This window comes from Chromobacterium sp. LK11 (genome assembly GCF_001043705.1).
GTDB classification, from domain to species: domain Bacteria; phylum Pseudomonadota; class Gammaproteobacteria; order Burkholderiales; family Chromobacteriaceae; genus Chromobacterium; species Chromobacterium alkanivorans.
On the sequence record NZ_LDUR01000029.1, the window covers coordinates 166,188 to 182,133 of the forward strand.

The window sequence follows — 15,946 nt, forward strand, 5'->3', positions numbered from 1 at the left end:
TACCTCCCGGCGCGCATTCGCGCGCTAAATGACGTCGCTGGCCTGAGCCTCGCTGGACTGACGAATCCGCTTCCGCTCGCGGCGGCAGGCGTGATGGATCAGCTGCGGGATGTCCAGCACCAACGCCGGCTTGCCGTTGCCCAGAATGGTGGAGCCGCTGATGCCGCGCAGCGAGCGGAAAATCTCGCCCAGCGGCTTGATCACCGCCTGCACCTCGCCCATCAGGCGGTCCACCACCACGCCGGCGCGGTTTTCCCCGTAATGCACGATCACCACGTACTCCGGCCGCGTGGCCGGCGGCAGATTGAACAGCTCGCGCAAGGACACGAAGGGCAGCCAGTCGCCGCGCACATTGATCTGGCGCGCGTTCTGCCGCATCGCCTCCTCCGGCATGTCCACGCACTCGATCATCATGTCCAGCGGCATCACCAGCGAGGAATCGTTCACCTCCACCCGGAAGCCGTCGATGATGGCCAGCGTCAGCGGCAGCCGCAGCCGGAAAGTCGTGCCCTGGCCCGGCTGGGAAAAGATTTCGATCTCGCCGCGCAACAGCTCGATATTGCGCTTCACCACGTCCAGGCCCATGCCGCGACCGGACAGATCGCTCAAGGCGTGGGCGGTGGAAAAGCCGGGCAGGAAGATCAGCTGCAAGGTTTCCTGCTCGCTCAATTGCCGGCCCTCGCTCAGCAGGCCGCGCTCCAGCGCCTTGGCCAGCACCTTGTCGCGGTCTATGCCGCGGCCGTCGTCCTTGATCTCCACCACCACCGAGCCGGCGTCGTGGAAGGCGTTCAGCACCACCTTGCCCGTTTCCGACTTGCCGGCCTCCCGCCGCTCCGCCGCCGTCTCCAGCCCGTGGTCCACCGCGTTGCGCACCAGGTGCATCAGCGGGTCGGTCAGCCGCTCCACCATGGATTTGTCTATCTCGGTGTCCGCGCCGTGAATCGCCAGCTGTATCGATTTGCCCAGCTGCCGCGACACCTCGCGCACCATGCGCGGAAAGCGGCAGAACACCTCGTCCACCGGCACCATGCGCAAGGTCAGCGCGTCGTCGCGTATGCTCTCCACCAGGGTGTTGATGATGGCCACCGACTCCAGCAGTTCCGCGTCGCAGCGGTTCTGCGCAATCAATTTGGTGCCGGCGGAGGCGATCACCAGCTCGCCCACCCGGTTGATCAGCCGGTCCAGCTTGCCGGCCTCCACCCGGATATAGTGACTGTCGCCGCGCGTCGGCCGTCCCGCCGCCGCGCCCGGCTCGCCCGCTGCCCCGCCGCCCGGCCGCGCCAGCCAGGGCGCCTCGCGCACCCGTTCCGCCTCCGCCGCCGTCAAGGCGCCGCGCGCCAGCCAACGCGACAGCTGCGGCTCTATCGATTCGCCCAGGCGCTCCGCCAGCGAGCGGAACGCCGCCAGCGGCGCGCGCGGCGGCAGAATGCCCAGCAGGCTGCCCTCCGCGACGAATTCGAAAACGTCGCGCACCTGCTCCAGGCTGGCCGCGGACTCCAGGCTCAACTCCAGGCCGATCAGGCAATCCGTCGGCTCCAGCTCGGCGAAGGGCGGCAGCGGCGGCCACACCAGCTCCACCTCGCGCAGCACGCCCAGTTGGCCGAGGAAACGCAGGCAGGACAAGGGATCGAAGCCGTCGCGGAACAAATCCGGATAAAAACGCAGCGACAACTGCCACAGCGGCGTGGCGGCGGCGTCCAGCGCGTCCTCGCCGGCCACCGCGCACGCCGCCTCGTCCAGCAAGAACAGCTGCAGGCGCTGCAACAGCGGCGCTCCGTCCGGCCAGGCCGGCTCCGCGTCCAGCGCCGACGCCTCCACCGCCTCCAGCATCCGCCGCAAATGATCGTTGCAGCTCAACAGCAGGCTGACCAGATCGTCGCCCAGCGCGATCTTGCCGCCGCGCAGCCGCTCCAGCACGCTTTCCATCGCATGGGCGAAGGCCACCAGCGCGTCGAAGCCGAAAGTGCCGGCCGAGCCCTTGATGGTGTGCGCGGTGCGCAGCAGCAGGTTGAAGGTCTCCGCGTCGGCGGGAAAGGCCGTCGGGTCCAGCAGCGCGCCTTCCAGCGCATCGCACAACTCGCGGGACTCCTCAAGGAAAATCGCCCTGGCCTTACTCCAGTCCATCCTCGCCTCCCGACGGCGGCGCGGTCAGCGTCACGCCCAGCAACTGGAAAGCCTCGCTGACCATGGGATTGTCCGCCAGCAGCTCCAGCCGCCGCAGCTGCCGGCCAAAGGCCAGCAGCAACTGCAAGGCGCAGCCGTCCACCTCCGTCACCTCGGCGAAGCTCAGCGACACCGCCTCGTGTTCCAGCAGCGGCAACAACTCGCCCTTCAGCTGCTCCGCCGTGTAAATGCTCAGTTCTCCGCTCAGGCTGGCCCTGGTCCAGCCCTCGCCGGTTTCAACATGCAATGCCATTCCGTCCCCAGATCAAACGCCGACGGGGCGTTAACTCGCTGTTTTTACTTAAGTGTCAACACTAAAAGTAGTCAAGAAACGGATTGTTTTATAAAAAACAGTAAGCAGGACCGGCCGACGGCGGCGCGGGCACGGCAACAGCGGCATGGCGGGAGGCCTATGAAACTGAGCATCAAATCCCTGTTGACGGCCGGCGCCGGCGTTTTCGCCCTGCTCTTGCTGCTGCTTCTGCTCTGCACGCTGCGCCTGCGCCACGAGCTGGACCTGCAGGCCCAAGCGGAAGCGCAGCGCACTCAAAGCTATCTGCTGGCCAATGAGCTGAGGCAAAGCTCGGACGACCTCACCCGTCTGGTCCGCACCTACGCGGAAACCGCGGACCCGCGCTATGAACGGCAATACTGGACCGTGCTGGCGATACGCAACGGCCAGCAGCCGCGCCCCCTGCACTACAACCGCATCTACTGGGACTTCCTGGCCGCCAACGACAGCAAGCCGCAGCCGGACGGCCCCGCCGTGCCGCTGCAACAGCTGATGCGGCAGGCCGGCTTCAGCGACGCCGAATTCGCCAAGCTCAAGGAAGCGCAGGCCAACTCAGACCGGCTGGTCAACACCGAAACCGTGGCCATGAACGCGATGAAAGGCCGCTTCGCCGACGGCCAGGGCGGCTTCAGCCGACTAGGCCCGCCCGATCCGGCGCTGTCCCGCCGCATCCTGCACGACCGCCAATACCACTTGGACAAGGCCGCCATCATGCAGCCGGTGGACGCCTTCTACCAGTTGATGGAACAGCGCACCAATCAGGCCGTCGCCCAGGCCCGCGCTCAGGCCGGGCAATGGCTGGCCGTCGTCATCGCGCTGATGCTGGCCGGCTGCGCGCTGGGCCTGCTGCTGTTCTGGACCCTCTACCGCCGGCTGTTCGCCATGCTGGGCGACGAGCCGCTGCGCGTCACCCGCCAGATGCGGGCGGTGGCCGCCGGCGACCTCGCCGCCGCCGCGCCGCCCGGCGGCTACCCGGCCGGCAGCTTGGCGGAAGCCATGCTCCAGACCGTCTCCACGCTCAGCCGCGCCATCGCGGACTCTCAGCGCGGCGCCGGCCATCTGTCGATGCTGTCCGCGCAGATCAACCACAGCTCGCAGCAGCTGTCCCTCAACACCAACGGACAAGCCGCCGGCCTGGCCGAGGCCGCCGGTTCGCTGGAACAGATCTCCTCCGCCATCAGCCAGAGCAGCGACAACGCCAAGCTGACCGAAACCATGGCCATGCAGGCGGCGGACGACGCGCGCCGGGGCGGCGAAATCGTCGAACGCACCGTGCAGGGCATGCAGCGCATCGCCGACCACATCTCGGTGATAGACGACATCGCCTATCAGACCAATCTGCTGGCGCTCAACGCCGCCATCGAGGCCGCCCGCGCCGGCAAGCAAGGCAGCGGCTTCACCGTCGTGGCCCAGGAAGTGCGCAAGCTGGCGGAACGCAGCCAAGTGGCCGCCCGCGAGATCAGCGGCATGACCGCCAGCGGGGTCCAGCTCGCCGGCCAGGCCGGCGCGCAACTGGCCGCCATCGTGTCCTCCAGCGGCAGAACCGCCAGCCTGATCCGGGAAATCGCCGTCGCCGCCAACGAACAAGCGCAAGGCGTCGGCCTGATCAATCTCACCATCCAGCAATTGAGCGCCGCCACCCGACAAAACGCCGGCCTGGTGGAAGAACTCGCCGCCATCTCGGCGGACAGCCGCGGCCACGCGGACCAAGTGCATGCCCAGATCCAGCGTTTCCATGCCGCTCCCGCTCCCCCGACCAGAGGAGAAACCAGCGCCGCCGGCCGCGTCCCCGCGGGCCATGGACCCCGTCATTGACCGGCCTTTACCCCATCTCAAGCCGCACTGTGAGGACTTCTCCCCATGAAAAACTTTCGCGCCAACCAAGCCATCACCGGCCTGCTGATTCTCATCGCGCTCACCTTCATCGGCGTGATCTACACCTTCGTCTCCATGCGCCAGGCGGTGGACGTGATGAGCGCCGCCAGCGAGAGCCGCTACCACTCCTACCTGCTGGCCTCGGAACTGCGGCAAAGCTCGGACGATTTGACCCGGCTGGGCCGCACCTACGTCGTCACCGGCGACCCCAGCTATGAGCAGCAATACAACCGCGTGCTGGACATTCGCAACGGCAAGGCGCCGCGCCCGCAGGAATACAACCGCATCTACTGGGACTTCGTCGCCGCCGGCCAGGACAAGCCCAGGCCGGACAGCGAAACCGTGCCCTTGCAAACCCTGATGCAACAAGCCGGCTTCACCGACGCCGAATTCGCCAAGCTCAAGGAGGCGCAGGCCAATTCCGACGGCCTGGTCAATCTGGAAGTGCGGGCGATGAACGCGGTCAAGGGCAAGTTCGCCGACGCCCAGGGTCAGTACACCGTCAGCGGCCAGCCTGACATGGAACTGGCGCGCAAGCTGGTGCACAGCAAGGAATACCACCAGTTCAAAGCCCAGATCATGAAGCCCATCGACGACTTCTTCGTGCTGCTGGACCAGCGCACCAACGCCGCGCTGGCGCAGGCCAAGGACAGGCTGTCCGGCGCCCAGCTGCAATTCCTCACCGCCATCGTGCTGCTGGTGGGCGAAATCCTGCTGCTGATCCTGCTGGGCCGCCGCCAGATCCACACCCAGCTGGGCGGCTCGGTCACCGACATCGAAGGCGTGCTGCAGGAAATCGCCTCCGGCAACCTGGCGGTGGACGTGCCCAAGGCGCCGGAAGCCAGCGCGCTGGGCCAGATCGGCGTGATGAACCAGCGGCTGCGCCGGCTGATAGGCGAAGTCAACAACAACGCCGGCCAGCTGGTCAGCGCCGTAGGCTCGCTGCACCAGACCACCAGCCGCATCAGCGAAGACGCGGACCAGGTCAATCAGGCCATCAGCTCCAGCGCCGCCACCATTGAACAGATCACCGTCAGCGTCACCCACGTCGCCGACACCACCGCGGACGCCAACGCCATCATCGGCCAGGCCAACAGCAGCGCCGAACGCGGCCGCCAGGCGGTGCATCAGGTGTCCGCCGAGGTGGGCAAGCTGTCCCAGGCCATGACCACCCTCAGCGACACCCTGAACTCACTGGGCACCCGCTCCGAGGAAATCAGCTCCATCGTCAACGTGATCAAGGACATCGCCGATCAGACCAATCTGCTGGCGCTCAACGCGGCGATCGAAGCGGCGCGCGCCGGCGAAATGGGCCGCGGCTTCGCGGTGGTGGCGGACGAAGTGCGCAAGCTGGCCGAGCGCACCGCCCAGGCCACCACTGAAATCACCAGCATGACCCAGGGCATGCGCCAGCAAACCGCCGGCACCGTCGCCAGCATGCAGCAGGCTCGCTCCACCGTGGACCAGAGCGTGGACCTGGCCCAGGGCGCGGCCAGCGAGATCGAAAACATCGGCGGCCTGATGCGGCAGGTGGTGGACACCTTCACCCAGATCACCCACGCCACCCGCGAGCAATCCACCGCCGTCGGCAACATCGCCCACACCACCGAGCACATCAACGGCATGACCCGCAGCACCTCGGAAGTGGCGCAAGGCGCCAGCGCCACCCTCAGCGAGCTGAACGGCCACGCCAGCAAGCTGAAGAACGTGGTGGAGCGCTTCCACCTCTAAACCGGTCCGTGACAAAGCAGCAGGGCTCCGCAATGCGGAGCCCTGCTGCTTTTATCCTCTGTTTACGATCTTTTCCAGTATTTTGAATGTGGACTGAGACACATAGGGAGCGGCGTAAACGGCTGAAAAACGGCTTTAAGATCTGGCCTTCAAATCGGCGCCAGGCTGGCGGACAAGGGCAAATGATCGGACAGCCGCGACCACGGCGCGCCCTTCAACACCTCCGCCTCCAGCGGCTTCAGCCCGCGCACATAGATCCGGTCCAGCGGCAGCATCGGCATCCGCGCCGGGAAGCTGCGCGCATGGCGGCCGAACAGCTGATCGAACACCTCCACCAGGCCCAGGCTGTCCATCAGCTGATCGGTGGCCTCCTCGCGCCAGTCGTTGAAATCGCCGGCCAGGATCAGCGGCGCGTCCGCCGGCACGTTCTCGCGCACATAGCGCGCCAGGTCCAGGTACTGCTTGCGCCGGTCCCGCGCCAGCAGATTGAAATGGCCGCACAAGGTCACCACCGGGCGCTTCCAGCCCGCCGGCGTCAGCTGGCAATGCAGCAGGCCGCGGTTCTCGAAGCGGTTGACCGAGATGTCGCGGTTGCACCAGGTGTTGATGGGAAAACGCGTCAGCAAGGCGTTGCCGTGGTGGCCGTGCTCATAGGCCGCGTTCAGGCCGTAAGCCGCCTTGTGGTCCAGCCGGCGCGCCAGGAAATGATGCTGCGGCAGCTTGGGCCAGCTGGCGTGCTGCAAGGCGCGCTCGATGTTCTTGCCCTGCACCTCCTGCAAGAACAGCACGTCGGCGTCTATGGACTCCAGCGCGGAGGCCATATCGCCCAGCCGCACATGGCGGTTCAGCGGCGACATGCCCTTGTGGATGTTGTAAGTGGCTACGGTAATGGCTTTCATGCGATGCGCTTCTTTATCGGGCGGGCTGGACGCCCGCCGCTTTCGTGAGCCGCCGGCGTCGCCGGCCGCTTCAACTGCCCCGTGAACAAGCTAGCTCAGACCATAGGCCGCGAGCCTCGTTCCCCGCCTCCGCCGTCCGTCGCCGGAAAACGCCTCAGTTTCAAAGATAAGCGCTGACGGCGCAATTTCAATCTCCGCCCCGCCGCCGTTTGTCTTCAGCTGAAAAATCATCAACCTAATCAGAACTGCCCGTCTGCAAAATTTCCGATATCAGTCATTGCAAGATGAATACAGCTGCACTACACACTTATAACAGTAGCTAGAAAACAATGCGTGGTTATCGGCGGAAGTTAGGGAGCGAGCGATGGGAAACTTTCTTGCGCAGTTCAGCATCAAGGTCAAGATTTTCGGCCTGATCGTGTTGGGCGTGCTGGCCAGCGTGGCCATTGGGGTGGTGGGCGTCAGCAGCACCGCGGAAATGAACCAGCTTACTCTCAGCATGCACGCCAACCAGCTGATGCCGGTCAACTGGGTGGCGGTGGCCAATCAGTACGCCATCTACGCCAGCCGCTCCGACTACCGCTTCATCGCCGAGACCGAGAAAAAGCAGATGGATCAGGTCACCATCAATCGCGGCAAATACGTGGCGGAAATGAACCGGCTGTTGGAGCTTTACCGCAAGACAGAACTCTCGCAGCCGGAAGTGGACGCGCTCAAGCGCTTTGACGCCGCCTGGCCGGTGATGGAAGATGCCTGCAAGAAAGTGCGCGACCTCAGCTACAGCGACACCGGCGACGGCGCCAACAACAAGAAGGCGCTGGAACTGATGGCCAAGGAATGCCGGCCCAAATTCCAGGCGGTCGACGACATCATGAGCCAGATCGTGGACATCAACGTCAAGCTGGCCGACCAGGCGCTGAAAGACGCCGCCGCCAAATACGAGAAGGCGCGCAACACCGTCGTCACCGTGCTGGTGATCGCCGTGATCGTGCTGCTGGCGCTGGGCGTGATGATACAGAACGGCATTGTCGGCAGCCTGAAAAAAGGCATGGAAGCGCTGTTCCTGCTGGGCAACGGCGACCTGACCGGCACCATCGAAGTACAGGGCAAGGACGAAGTGGCCCAGATGATGCAATCCCTGTCAGACACCCAGAAAAAACTGCGCGTCACCGTGGGCGACATCATCAACTCCGCCTCCAGCGTGGCCGCCACCGCCGAGGAACTGGCGGCCTCCACCGAGCAAGTCAGCGCCAGCATCGGCCAGCAGGTCAACGCCACCTCCAGCGCCGCCGCCTCGATCGAGGAACTGACCGTCAGCATCGACCAATGCTCCAACAACGCCTCGCTGGCGGACTCCCAGGCCAGCGAAGCCGGCAGCCAGGCCAAGATAGGCAATAAGGAAGTGCAGGACTCCACCCAGCAGGTGCGCAAGGTCAACGACAGCGTGGCCGCCTCCGCCAACAATCTGGAATCCCTGTCCGAGCAGGCGCAGATGATCAGCAGCATCGCCACCGTGATCAAGGAAGTGGCCGATCAGACCAATCTGCTGGCGCTCAACGCCGCCATCGAGGCCGCGCGCGCCGGCGAACAGGGCCGCGGCTTCGCCGTGGTGGCCGACGAGGTGCGCAAGCTGGCCGAGCGCACCACCGGTTCCGCCACCGAAATCACCCAGATGATCGCCAAGATCCAGGCCGGGGCCAGGGAAGCGGTGGACAGCATGCGCAATAGCCGCCACATCGTCAGCCAGGTGGTGGAATCGTCGGAACACGTGTCCACCACCATCAGCTCGGTGGAGGAAAGCGCGGAAGGCGTGGTGGGCGCCATCAGCGACATCGCCATGGCGATGCAGGAGCAACGTCAGGCCAGCACCGACCTGGCCGGCCGCGTGGAGGCCATCGCCCAGATGTCCAAGGAAAACGGCATTGCGGTGGATGTGTTCTCGCAAGCCACCCGCGAACTGGCGGTGGTGGCGGAGCGGTTGCAACAAACTACCCTCGCCTTCAAGCTGTAATTCACAGGCTTCATCCCCCGCCCCTCGGCCTGGTCCGCGGGGCGGTTTTTTTTCACCCTTGCCGGTCCTTGATTGACAGCGCCGGCCCGCCTCGCCAACAATAGCCCCGCGCCGCTGCAATTGCGGCGCTCGGGCTTGGACTCCCGACCTTGAGATCGTTTTGGCAGACCGCGGCCTCCCCGCGCTCTGCCTCGCTATTGCTTTGCCTATTCGGGCGGGCCGTGGCGAGGGCACCTCACGGTGCGCCGGTCTTTGAACGATCTCCCGGTAGTCCAACCTTGTCATGCGCCCGCCTAGCCGCGCCCCGCGGCCTGGCCGGCATTAGCTTGAGGAGGTTGCAATGTTGAAATCCTTTAGGCGCTTACCCCGCCGCGCATCCCCGTCCTTCCCCGCGCCGACGCCGGCCTGCTCCCAACAGGAGGCCCGCGATGAGTGAATCCAAAAAAGATGAACTGCGCGCCTTCTACCGCCTGCTGGAGGCCCGCGAAGCCAAACTGCCCTTTGTCGGCCCCTCGCAAGACCGCAGCCATCCGCATTACTGGCGGCTGCCGCGCTGTCGAGACTTCCCGGAGGCTTACGCGCTGGGCGAGCGCCATGGCCGCGCGCTGGTTGATCTGTTCCGCCAGCACCCGGACCACGCCGGCCACGGCCTGCTCAGCCGCATTGTTCACGATATGAACTTGTTCGACTTCAGCCCGCAGCGCGGCGCCTGGGCCGGTTTCTTCGACCATCTGGAAGTGCTGATCGCCGTCAGCATCCGCATGCACGAGTCCGACGCCGAGGCGCAAGCCGGGCCGTCCTGAGCCGCAAAACGCGCCCGGACGGCCTGCGTCCGGGCGGTTTTGGGGATTGTGGCAATGGCTGGCGTGGGCAATCTATGGTACAAAGCCTGCAATCCTTGTCCGCGCTTACGCTGGCAAGGCGGCTGCGCGAGTCACCTGTTTGATCCATTCACCCTCCCTCTTGGTGCCGGATAAAAACCACAGGCGGGTGACTCGCCCAGCCGGAATGCTTGTCGTTTTCATCCCCCCGCCCCGCGCCCCAGCTGCTTTCCCGCTCAAATCCCATCCGTCAACGGCCAGAAAGGCCCGGTGCGCATTCCGCCCCGCGCCTTACCATGGGGTTTCGATTCATCAATCCGTAAAGGAGAGTCAAATGGCTAAAAGCAAGCGCGCCGCCAAGAAACTGGCGGCGCTGGCCGACAAGGTGCGCGGGCAGAAGAAGGCGACCAAATCAGCCAGGAAGCTGGCCGCCAAGGTGCTGAAGCACCCGATGACCGACAAGCCGGCCAAGCAAAAAGAGCGGAAGCGCGCCAAGAAAGACAAGGCGGACAAGCAACAGGCTGAATAAGCCTTCCCCCCGCGGCGGCTCAAGTCCTTGAGCCTGCGCGCAGAAAGGCGGCCGTCGGCGTTTACGCCGCGCCGCCTTTCCGCATTCCGGCCTGACGATCACACCTGATAGGCCGACACCGTCTGCAAGATCACCCGCGCCTGCTGGCTCAGCTGCCCGGCGGCGTCCGCCGAGCCGCTGGACGCCGAGGAGTTTTCCTCCGCCATCTGGGCGATCTGTTCCACGCGCTGGGCAATGGTGTTGCTGGCCACGCTCTGCTCGGCGATGCTGTTGGAGATGTCGCGCACCAATTCCATCGCCTTGCCGCTGCTGTCCCGTATGCCGTCGATGGCGTCGTTGGCGGCGCGGGTGTTGGCGGTTTCCTGGTGCACCTGATCCACCACTTTCTCCATGCTTTGCACCGCTTCCAGCGTGCTGCTTTGCATTTTGTTGATGATGTTGGCGATTTCCGTGGTGGAGCTGGCGGTGCGCTCGGCCAGCTTGCGCACCTCGTCCGCCACCACGGCGAAGCCGCGGCCCATCTCGCCGGCGCGCGCCGCCTCGATCGCCGCGTTCAGCGCCAAGAGATTGGTCTGATCCGCGATGTCCTTGATCACCCCCATCACCGAGGCGATGGTGGCGCTGTCTTCCTTCAACTGCCCAATGCGCTGCGCGGCGTCGGTAATCGCGCCGGCCACCTCGGTGATGCCGCGCACGGTGGCGGAAATCACCTGGCCGCCCTCGGTCGCCATCTCTCCGGCCTGCTGCGACTGGCCGCGCGCTTCCACCGCGCTGGAGGCGACATGGTTGATGCTCACCGTCATCTGTTCCACCGCCGCCGCCATCGCCGCGGCGGACTCGCTTTGCATTTCAGAACTACGGGCAATCTCATGGGTATTGTTGGCCAGGCCGGACATCGCGCCGTCGATGGAGCCGATGCTGTCGCGGATTTCGCGGAAGCTGCGTTGCAAGTTCTCCAGCAACTGATTGAAGGCGGTGGCGGTTTCCCCTACCTCGTCCATGCGCCCCACCGGCGCGCGCAAGGTGAAGTCTTTGTGCTGATTCACCCGGAACATGGTGGAGCGTATCTGGTTCAGGCTCAGGCGGATGTGGCTGAACAGCAGCCAGCCCAGGCCGCCGCTCAACAGCAGACAGGCGGCGATCACCGCCACCGAGCTGCCGAAGGCCATGCTGTAAGCGGCGGCGTTGTCCTTGGACAGGCTGTCCGCCATGCCGTAGTTGAAGTCGATATGGTCGTTGAGGTCCTTGGCCAAGGCCTTGGCGGACTCCGGTATCGGCCCCGTCACCAGCATTGCCTGCGTCGCCGCGCCCGGATGCTCGCGCGAGGCTTTCAAAAAGCCGTCGCGATGGCCGCGGTAGGCTTGCAGATCCGCCCGGTCTTGCTGCAACAGTTTGCGGTCGGCGTCGTTGGACAATAAGTCCTTTTCGTAAGCGTCCAGTACCTGATCCAGCGCCTTGTCGCCTTCGGAGATCTGCGTTTCGGCGTCCGTCTTGCTCTTGGCGTCGGCGGCGATGCCGTGGCGGTACGCCGCCACCCGCATCTTGGTCAAGGCCAGCAAGCCCTTGTCCAGCGCCTGAATGCTGGGAAAGGTGTTGTTCTTCAAATAATTGAATCGTTCATTGGCGCTGTGCAACTGCCACAAGCCGTAACTGCCGACGCCGATCAAGGCCAACATGGCCACCATCAAGGTCAGCATGAGCCGCTGTGAGATATTCATCCTTATTCTCCGTGTCTTCGCCCGATACCACATCTAGCTTTGTTATAGGCGCAGTCGGAAAACAGTAGAAAGTTCTAAGTAAGAATATCTATTAAGCGTATAAACCCCGCTGCGGCGCGGCCTTTGAGCGGCTAACAAAAGTCAGTTTCACGTCTGAGGCAAGGCGCGCCGACGCAGGCAGCACTTGAACGGCAAGTCGGTGCAACGCAGCATCAGGGGTTTTCGCCTTGTCTCGCCTTAGCTCGCGAGATCGTAAACAGGCTCTTAGAGCCTGTTCAAAGTCTCGCGAGCAAGAGCGAGACAAAACGCATCAGATTTTGAACAGGTGCTTACACCTGGTACTGGGTCACGGTGTTCAGGATGTTTTTCGCCTGCTGCTGCAATTGCTCCGCCGCGTCCGCCGAGGCGCTGGAGGCGGACGCGTTCTCCTCCGCCATCTGCGCGATCTGCTCCACTTTCTGGGCAATGGTGTTGCTGGCGCTGCTTTGCTCGTTGATGCTGCCGGAGATGTCCTTGACCAGCTCCATCGCCTGGCCGCTGCTGTCCTGGATCTTCTCTATCACGCTGCTGGCTTCGCGGGCGTTGTCGGTTTCCTGGTGCACCTGCTCCACCACTTTTTCCATGCTCTGCACCGCTTCCATCGTGCTGCTTTGCATCTTGTTGATGATGGCGCCGATCTCCGTGGTGGAGCTGGCGGTGCGCTCGGCCAGCTTGCGCACCTCGTCCGCCACCACCGCGAAGCCGCGGCCAGTTTCGCCGGCGCGCGCCGCCTCGATCGCCGCGTTCAAGGCCAAGAGATTGGTCTGATCGGCGATGTCCTTGATCACCCCCATCACCGAGGCGATGGTGGCGCTGTCGTCCTTCAACTGCCCGATGCGCTGGGAAGCGTCGGTAATCGCGCCCGCCACCTCGGAAATGCCCAGCACGGTGGCGGAGATCACCTGCCCGCCCTCGTTGGCCATGCTGCCGGCCTGCTGCGCCTGGGTGCGCGCCTCCACCGCGTTGTCGGCCACGTGGTTGATGCTCACCGTCATCTGCTCCACCGCCGCCGCCATCGCCCCGGCGGATTCGCTCTGCACCTCGGAGCTGCGCGCGATCTGATTGGTGTTGGCCGCCAGGCCGGAGGTGGCTTTGTCGATTTCGGAGATGTTGTCGCGTATGCCGCGGAAGCTGTGCTGCAAATCGTCCAGCAAGTGGTTGAAGGCGGCGGCGGTACGGCCGATCTCGTCCTTGCGCAAGATCTTGGCGCGCAGGCGGAAGTCCTTGCTGGCGCTGACCTGGTCCAGGGTTTCGCCTATCTGGCTCAGGCTGCTGCGGATGCTGCGGAACAAGGCGAAGCCCAGCGCGCCGCTGAGGATCAGGGCGCCCACGATCACCACCAGCGAGGAGATCAGCGCCTGCTCGTAGACCACGGCGTTGTCGGCGGACAATTTCTTGGCCAGGCCGTAATTGAATTCAATGTGTTCCTTGATGTCCTTGACCACGGTCTTGGCGGTGGCCAGCAACGGGCCACCCACCAGCTCCCGCCGCGTGGCTTCCGCCGGCTGCTCGCGCGAGATCTTGAACACCGCGTCGCGCTGCTGGCGGTAGACGCGGATGTCCGCGCGGTCCTTTTCTATCATCCGCCGGTCTTCGTCGTCGGAAACCAGGTCTTTCTGGTAATGGTCCAGCGCCGTGTCCATCTGCTTGTCCAGCTGCGCGATGCTGGCCTCGATGTCGGCCTTGACCTTGGGGTCTTCGCTGATGCCGTGACGGTAAGTCAGCACCCGCATATCGGTTTGCGCCTGCAAGGCCTGGTCCAGGGTGTGGATGCTGGGGAAAGTGTTGGCCTGCAGATAATCGAAGCGCTCATTGGCCCGATGCAGCTGGAACAGCCCGTAGCTGCCCACAATGAACAAGCCGAGCAAGGCAACCGCCAAGGTCAGCAGCAAGCGTTGGGATATGCTCATGGTAGCCCCCTAGGTTCATGACTTATGAAACTCGATTCTTTATAGGCGTGGCCGCACGGTATTTTCAAATCATTTGGCATTTAAAATCAGGCTTTTGCGAAGCGGAGCTGACACCGTAGAATGTCCTCGCAATCACAACATTCATAAAACGCCAAGTACAAAGGAGAATCACCATGTCCTCATTCCGTTCCCGCCCAAGCCTGCTGCTGAGCGCGCTGGCCCTGAGCCTGAGCCTGGGCTTCAACGCCCCGGCGCTGGCGCTGAGCCCGCTGGCGGCGCCCCAGGTCAAATACGATTACGACTACGATGTGTTCCACCCGGTCTACGCCCGCAACGGCATGGTGGCCACCGAACAGGGCCTGGCCACCCAGGTGGGGCTGGACATCCTGCGCCAGGGCGGCAACGCGGTGGACGCCGCGGTGGCGGTGGGCTTTGCGCTGGCGGTGACCCTGCCCAACGCCGGCAATCTGGGCGGCGGCGGCTTCATGGTGCTGCACGACGCCAAGAGCGGCCGCAACATTGCGCTGGATTTCCGCGAAATCGCACCGGCCAAGGCCGGCCGCGACATGTATCTGGACGCCCAGGGCAAGGTGGTTGACGGCCGTTCGCTGTACACCCACCTGGCGGTGGGCGTGCCCGGCACCGTGGCCGGCCTGGCCCACGCCCAGCAGCGCTGGGGCAGCCTGCCGCTGGCCAAGGTGATCGCGCCGGCGGTGAAGCTGGCGGAGCAAGGCTTCGCGGTATCGCAAACGCTGGCCGAAATGCTGGAAGTGGAAAAAGACAATCTGGGCCGCTGGGACAGCAGCCGGGCGGTGTTCTTCCGCGACGGCCGCCCGCTGCGCGCCGGCGAGAAGCTGGTGCAGCGCGACCTGGGCAAATCGCTGCGCCTGATCGCGCAACAAGGGCCCAAGGCGTTCTACCAGGGCAGCATCGCCGACAAGATCGTGGCGGAGATGGCGCGCCACGGCGGCCTGATCGACAAGAAAGACCTGGCCGGCTACAAGGTGGAGGAGCGCGCGCCGGTCAGCGGCAGCTACCGCGGCTACCAGGTGGTGTCGATGCCACCGCCCAGCTCCGGCGGCATCCACATCGTCCAGATCCTGAACCTGCTGGAACGCTACCCGCTGGCCGACTACGGCCCCAACAGCGCGCAAACCATCCACTACCTGGCCGAGGCGATGAAGCTGGCCTACGCCGACCGCTCCGAATACCTGGGCGACCCGGCCTTCGTCAAAGTGCCGCAGGCCGGGCTGACCTCCAAGCGCTACGCCGACCAGCTGGCGACGACGATAGACCCGGCCAAGGCCCGCCCCGCCGCCGAGATCAAGCCCGGCAAGCCGCAGCCCTACGAAAGCGACCAGACCACCCACTACTCCATCGTGGACAAGCAGGGCAACGCGGTGGCGGTGACTTACACGCTGAACCTGAACTTCGGCAGCGGCATCATCGCCGGCGGCACCGGCATTCTGCTCAACAACGAGATGGACGACTTCTCCGTCAAGCCCGGCGTGCCCAACGCCTTCGGCCTGATCGGCGGCGACGCCAACGCGGTGGCGGCCGGCAAGCGGCCGCTGTCCTCGATGTCGCCGACCCTGGTGCTGAAGAACGGCAAGCCCTGGCTGGTCACCGGCAGCCCGGGCGGCGCGCGCATCATCACCACCACTTTGCAAACCATCGTCAACGCCATCGATTTCGGCATGAACCCGGCCGAAGCCGCGTCCACGCCGCGGGTCCACCATCAATGGCTGCCGGATGAATTGCGGGTGGAAAAGGGCTTGAGCCCGGACACGCTGCGCCTGCTGCGCGAACAGGGTTACAAGATCGCGGTCAAGCCCAGCATGGGCCGGACCCAGACCATACAGCTGCGCGACGGCGGCTTGTACGGCTATTCCGACCCACGCAATCCGGACGGCGCCACCATGGGCTATTAAGACGCGCCGGCCGGGCGCTGTTCAAGG

Annotated in this window: 11 protein-coding genes; 6 read left to right on the plus strand and 5 right to left on the minus strand. The window is 64.7% G+C overall.

From position 1 onward, the window contains the following. Nucleotides 1-24 precede the first annotated feature (24 nt). Together VK98_RS17790 and VK98_RS17795 are read right to left on the minus strand one after the other, a co-directional pair. Nucleotides 25-2,124, minus strand: coding sequence for a chemotaxis protein CheA (locus tag VK98_RS17790; RefSeq protein WP_048415291.1), 2,100 nt, complete (start codon nucleotides 2,122-2,124; stop codon nucleotides 25-27). Beyond that, a complete protein-coding gene (locus VK98_RS17795) occupies nucleotides 2,111-2,416 on the minus strand; it encodes an STAS domain-containing protein (protein ID WP_048415292.1) in 306 nt (101 codons plus the stop codon). The genes VK98_RS17790 and VK98_RS17795 overlap by 14 nt, the downstream gene beginning before the upstream one ends. Nucleotides 2,417-2,575: 159 nt before the next feature. Between VK98_RS17795 and VK98_RS17800 the strand changes: the two genes are divergently transcribed. Both VK98_RS17800 and VK98_RS17805 read left to right on the plus strand, forming a co-directional pair. Further along, nucleotides 2,576-4,270, plus strand: a complete 1,695-nt coding sequence (locus VK98_RS17800) for a methyl-accepting chemotaxis protein (protein ID WP_053077463.1) — start codon at nucleotides 2,576-2,578, stop codon at nucleotides 4,268-4,270. 45 nt (nucleotides 4,271-4,315) lie between these two features. Continuing rightward, complete coding sequence (locus VK98_RS17805) at nucleotides 4,316-6,061, plus strand: methyl-accepting chemotaxis protein (protein ID WP_053077464.1); 1,746 nt, start codon at nucleotides 4,316-4,318, stop codon at nucleotides 6,059-6,061. Nucleotides 6,062-6,210: 149 nt separating this feature from the next. On the opposite strand, the gene VK98_RS17810 is transcribed toward VK98_RS17805, so the two are convergent. Then, nucleotides 6,211-6,960, minus strand: coding sequence for an endonuclease/exonuclease/phosphatase family protein (locus VK98_RS17810; protein WP_048415293.1), 750 nt, complete (start codon nucleotides 6,958-6,960; stop codon nucleotides 6,211-6,213). A gap of 364 nt (nucleotides 6,961-7,324) precedes the next feature. Here VK98_RS17810 and VK98_RS17815 point away from each other — a divergent pair, with 364 nt between their 5' ends. From VK98_RS17815 to VK98_RS17825, 3 genes are all read left to right on the plus strand, one after another. Continuing rightward, complete coding sequence (locus VK98_RS17815) at nucleotides 7,325-8,971, plus strand: methyl-accepting chemotaxis protein (RefSeq protein ID WP_053077465.1); 1,647 nt, start codon at nucleotides 7,325-7,327, stop codon at nucleotides 8,969-8,971. 428 nt (nucleotides 8,972-9,399) lie between these two features. Then, a complete protein-coding gene (locus tag VK98_RS17820; RefSeq protein WP_048415294.1) occupies nucleotides 9,400-9,774 on the plus strand; it encodes a hypothetical protein in 375 nt (124 codons plus the stop codon). 352 nt (nucleotides 9,775-10,126) lie between these two features. Further along, a complete protein-coding gene (locus VK98_RS17825; protein ID WP_048415295.1) occupies nucleotides 10,127-10,321 on the plus strand; it encodes a hypothetical protein in 195 nt (64 codons plus the stop codon). 98 nt (nucleotides 10,322-10,419) lie between these two features. Here the strand turns inward: VK98_RS17825 and VK98_RS17830 are convergent, their stop codons facing one another. Further along, complete coding sequence (locus VK98_RS17830) at nucleotides 10,420-12,039, minus strand: methyl-accepting chemotaxis protein (RefSeq protein ID WP_048415296.1); 1,620 nt, start codon at nucleotides 12,037-12,039, stop codon at nucleotides 10,420-10,422. A gap of 329 nt (nucleotides 12,040-12,368) precedes the next feature. Beyond that, a complete protein-coding gene (locus VK98_RS17835; protein WP_048415297.1) occupies nucleotides 12,369-13,988 on the minus strand; it encodes a methyl-accepting chemotaxis protein in 1,620 nt (539 codons plus the stop codon). Nucleotides 13,989-14,161: 173 nt separating this feature from the next. Here VK98_RS17835 and ggt point away from each other — a divergent pair, with 173 nt between their 5' ends. Then, the gene (gene ggt, locus VK98_RS17840) at nucleotides 14,162-15,919 is read left to right on the plus strand and encodes a gamma-glutamyltransferase (protein WP_048415298.1); all 1,758 of its coding nucleotides are present in this window, start codon (nucleotides 14,162-14,164) and stop codon (nucleotides 15,917-15,919) included. The last annotated feature ends 27 nt before the right edge of the window (nucleotides 15,920-15,946 follow it).

What these genes read in the sequence shown, in the direction of transcription:
- VK98_RS17825 (WP_048415295.1), top strand. Translation starts at nt 10,127, where the DNA reads ATGGCTAAAAGCAAGCGCGCCGCCAAGAAACTGGCGGCGCTGGCCGAC.
- VK98_RS17800 (WP_053077463.1), top strand. Translation starts at nt 2,576, where the DNA reads ATGAAACTGAGCATCAAATCCCTGTTGACGGCCGGCGCCGGCGTTTTC.
- VK98_RS17795 (WP_048415292.1), bottom strand. Translation starts at nt 2,416, where the DNA reads ATGGCATTGCATGTTGAAACCGGCGAGGGCTGGACCAGGGCCAGCCTG.
- VK98_RS17835 (WP_048415297.1), bottom strand. Translation starts at nt 13,988, where the DNA reads ATGAGCATATCCCAACGCTTGCTGCTGACCTTGGCGGTTGCCTTGCTC.
- VK98_RS17820 (WP_048415294.1), top strand. Translation starts at nt 9,400, where the DNA reads ATGAGTGAATCCAAAAAAGATGAACTGCGCGCCTTCTACCGCCTGCTG.
- VK98_RS17815 (WP_053077465.1), top strand. Translation starts at nt 7,325, where the DNA reads ATGGGAAACTTTCTTGCGCAGTTCAGCATCAAGGTCAAGATTTTCGGC.
- VK98_RS17805 (WP_053077464.1), top strand. Translation starts at nt 4,316, where the DNA reads ATGAAAAACTTTCGCGCCAACCAAGCCATCACCGGCCTGCTGATTCTC.
- ggt (WP_048415298.1), top strand. Translation starts at nt 14,162, where the DNA reads ATGTCCTCATTCCGTTCCCGCCCAAGCCTGCTGCTGAGCGCGCTGGCC.
- VK98_RS17810 (WP_048415293.1), bottom strand. Translation starts at nt 6,960, where the DNA reads ATGAAAGCCATTACCGTAGCCACTTACAACATCCACAAGGGCATGTCG.
- VK98_RS17790 (WP_048415291.1), bottom strand. Translation starts at nt 2,124, where the DNA reads ATGGACTGGAGTAAGGCCAGGGCGATTTTCCTTGAGGAGTCCCGCGAG.
- VK98_RS17830 (WP_048415296.1), bottom strand. Translation starts at nt 12,039, where the DNA reads ATGAATATCTCACAGCGGCTCATGCTGACCTTGATGGTGGCCATGTTG.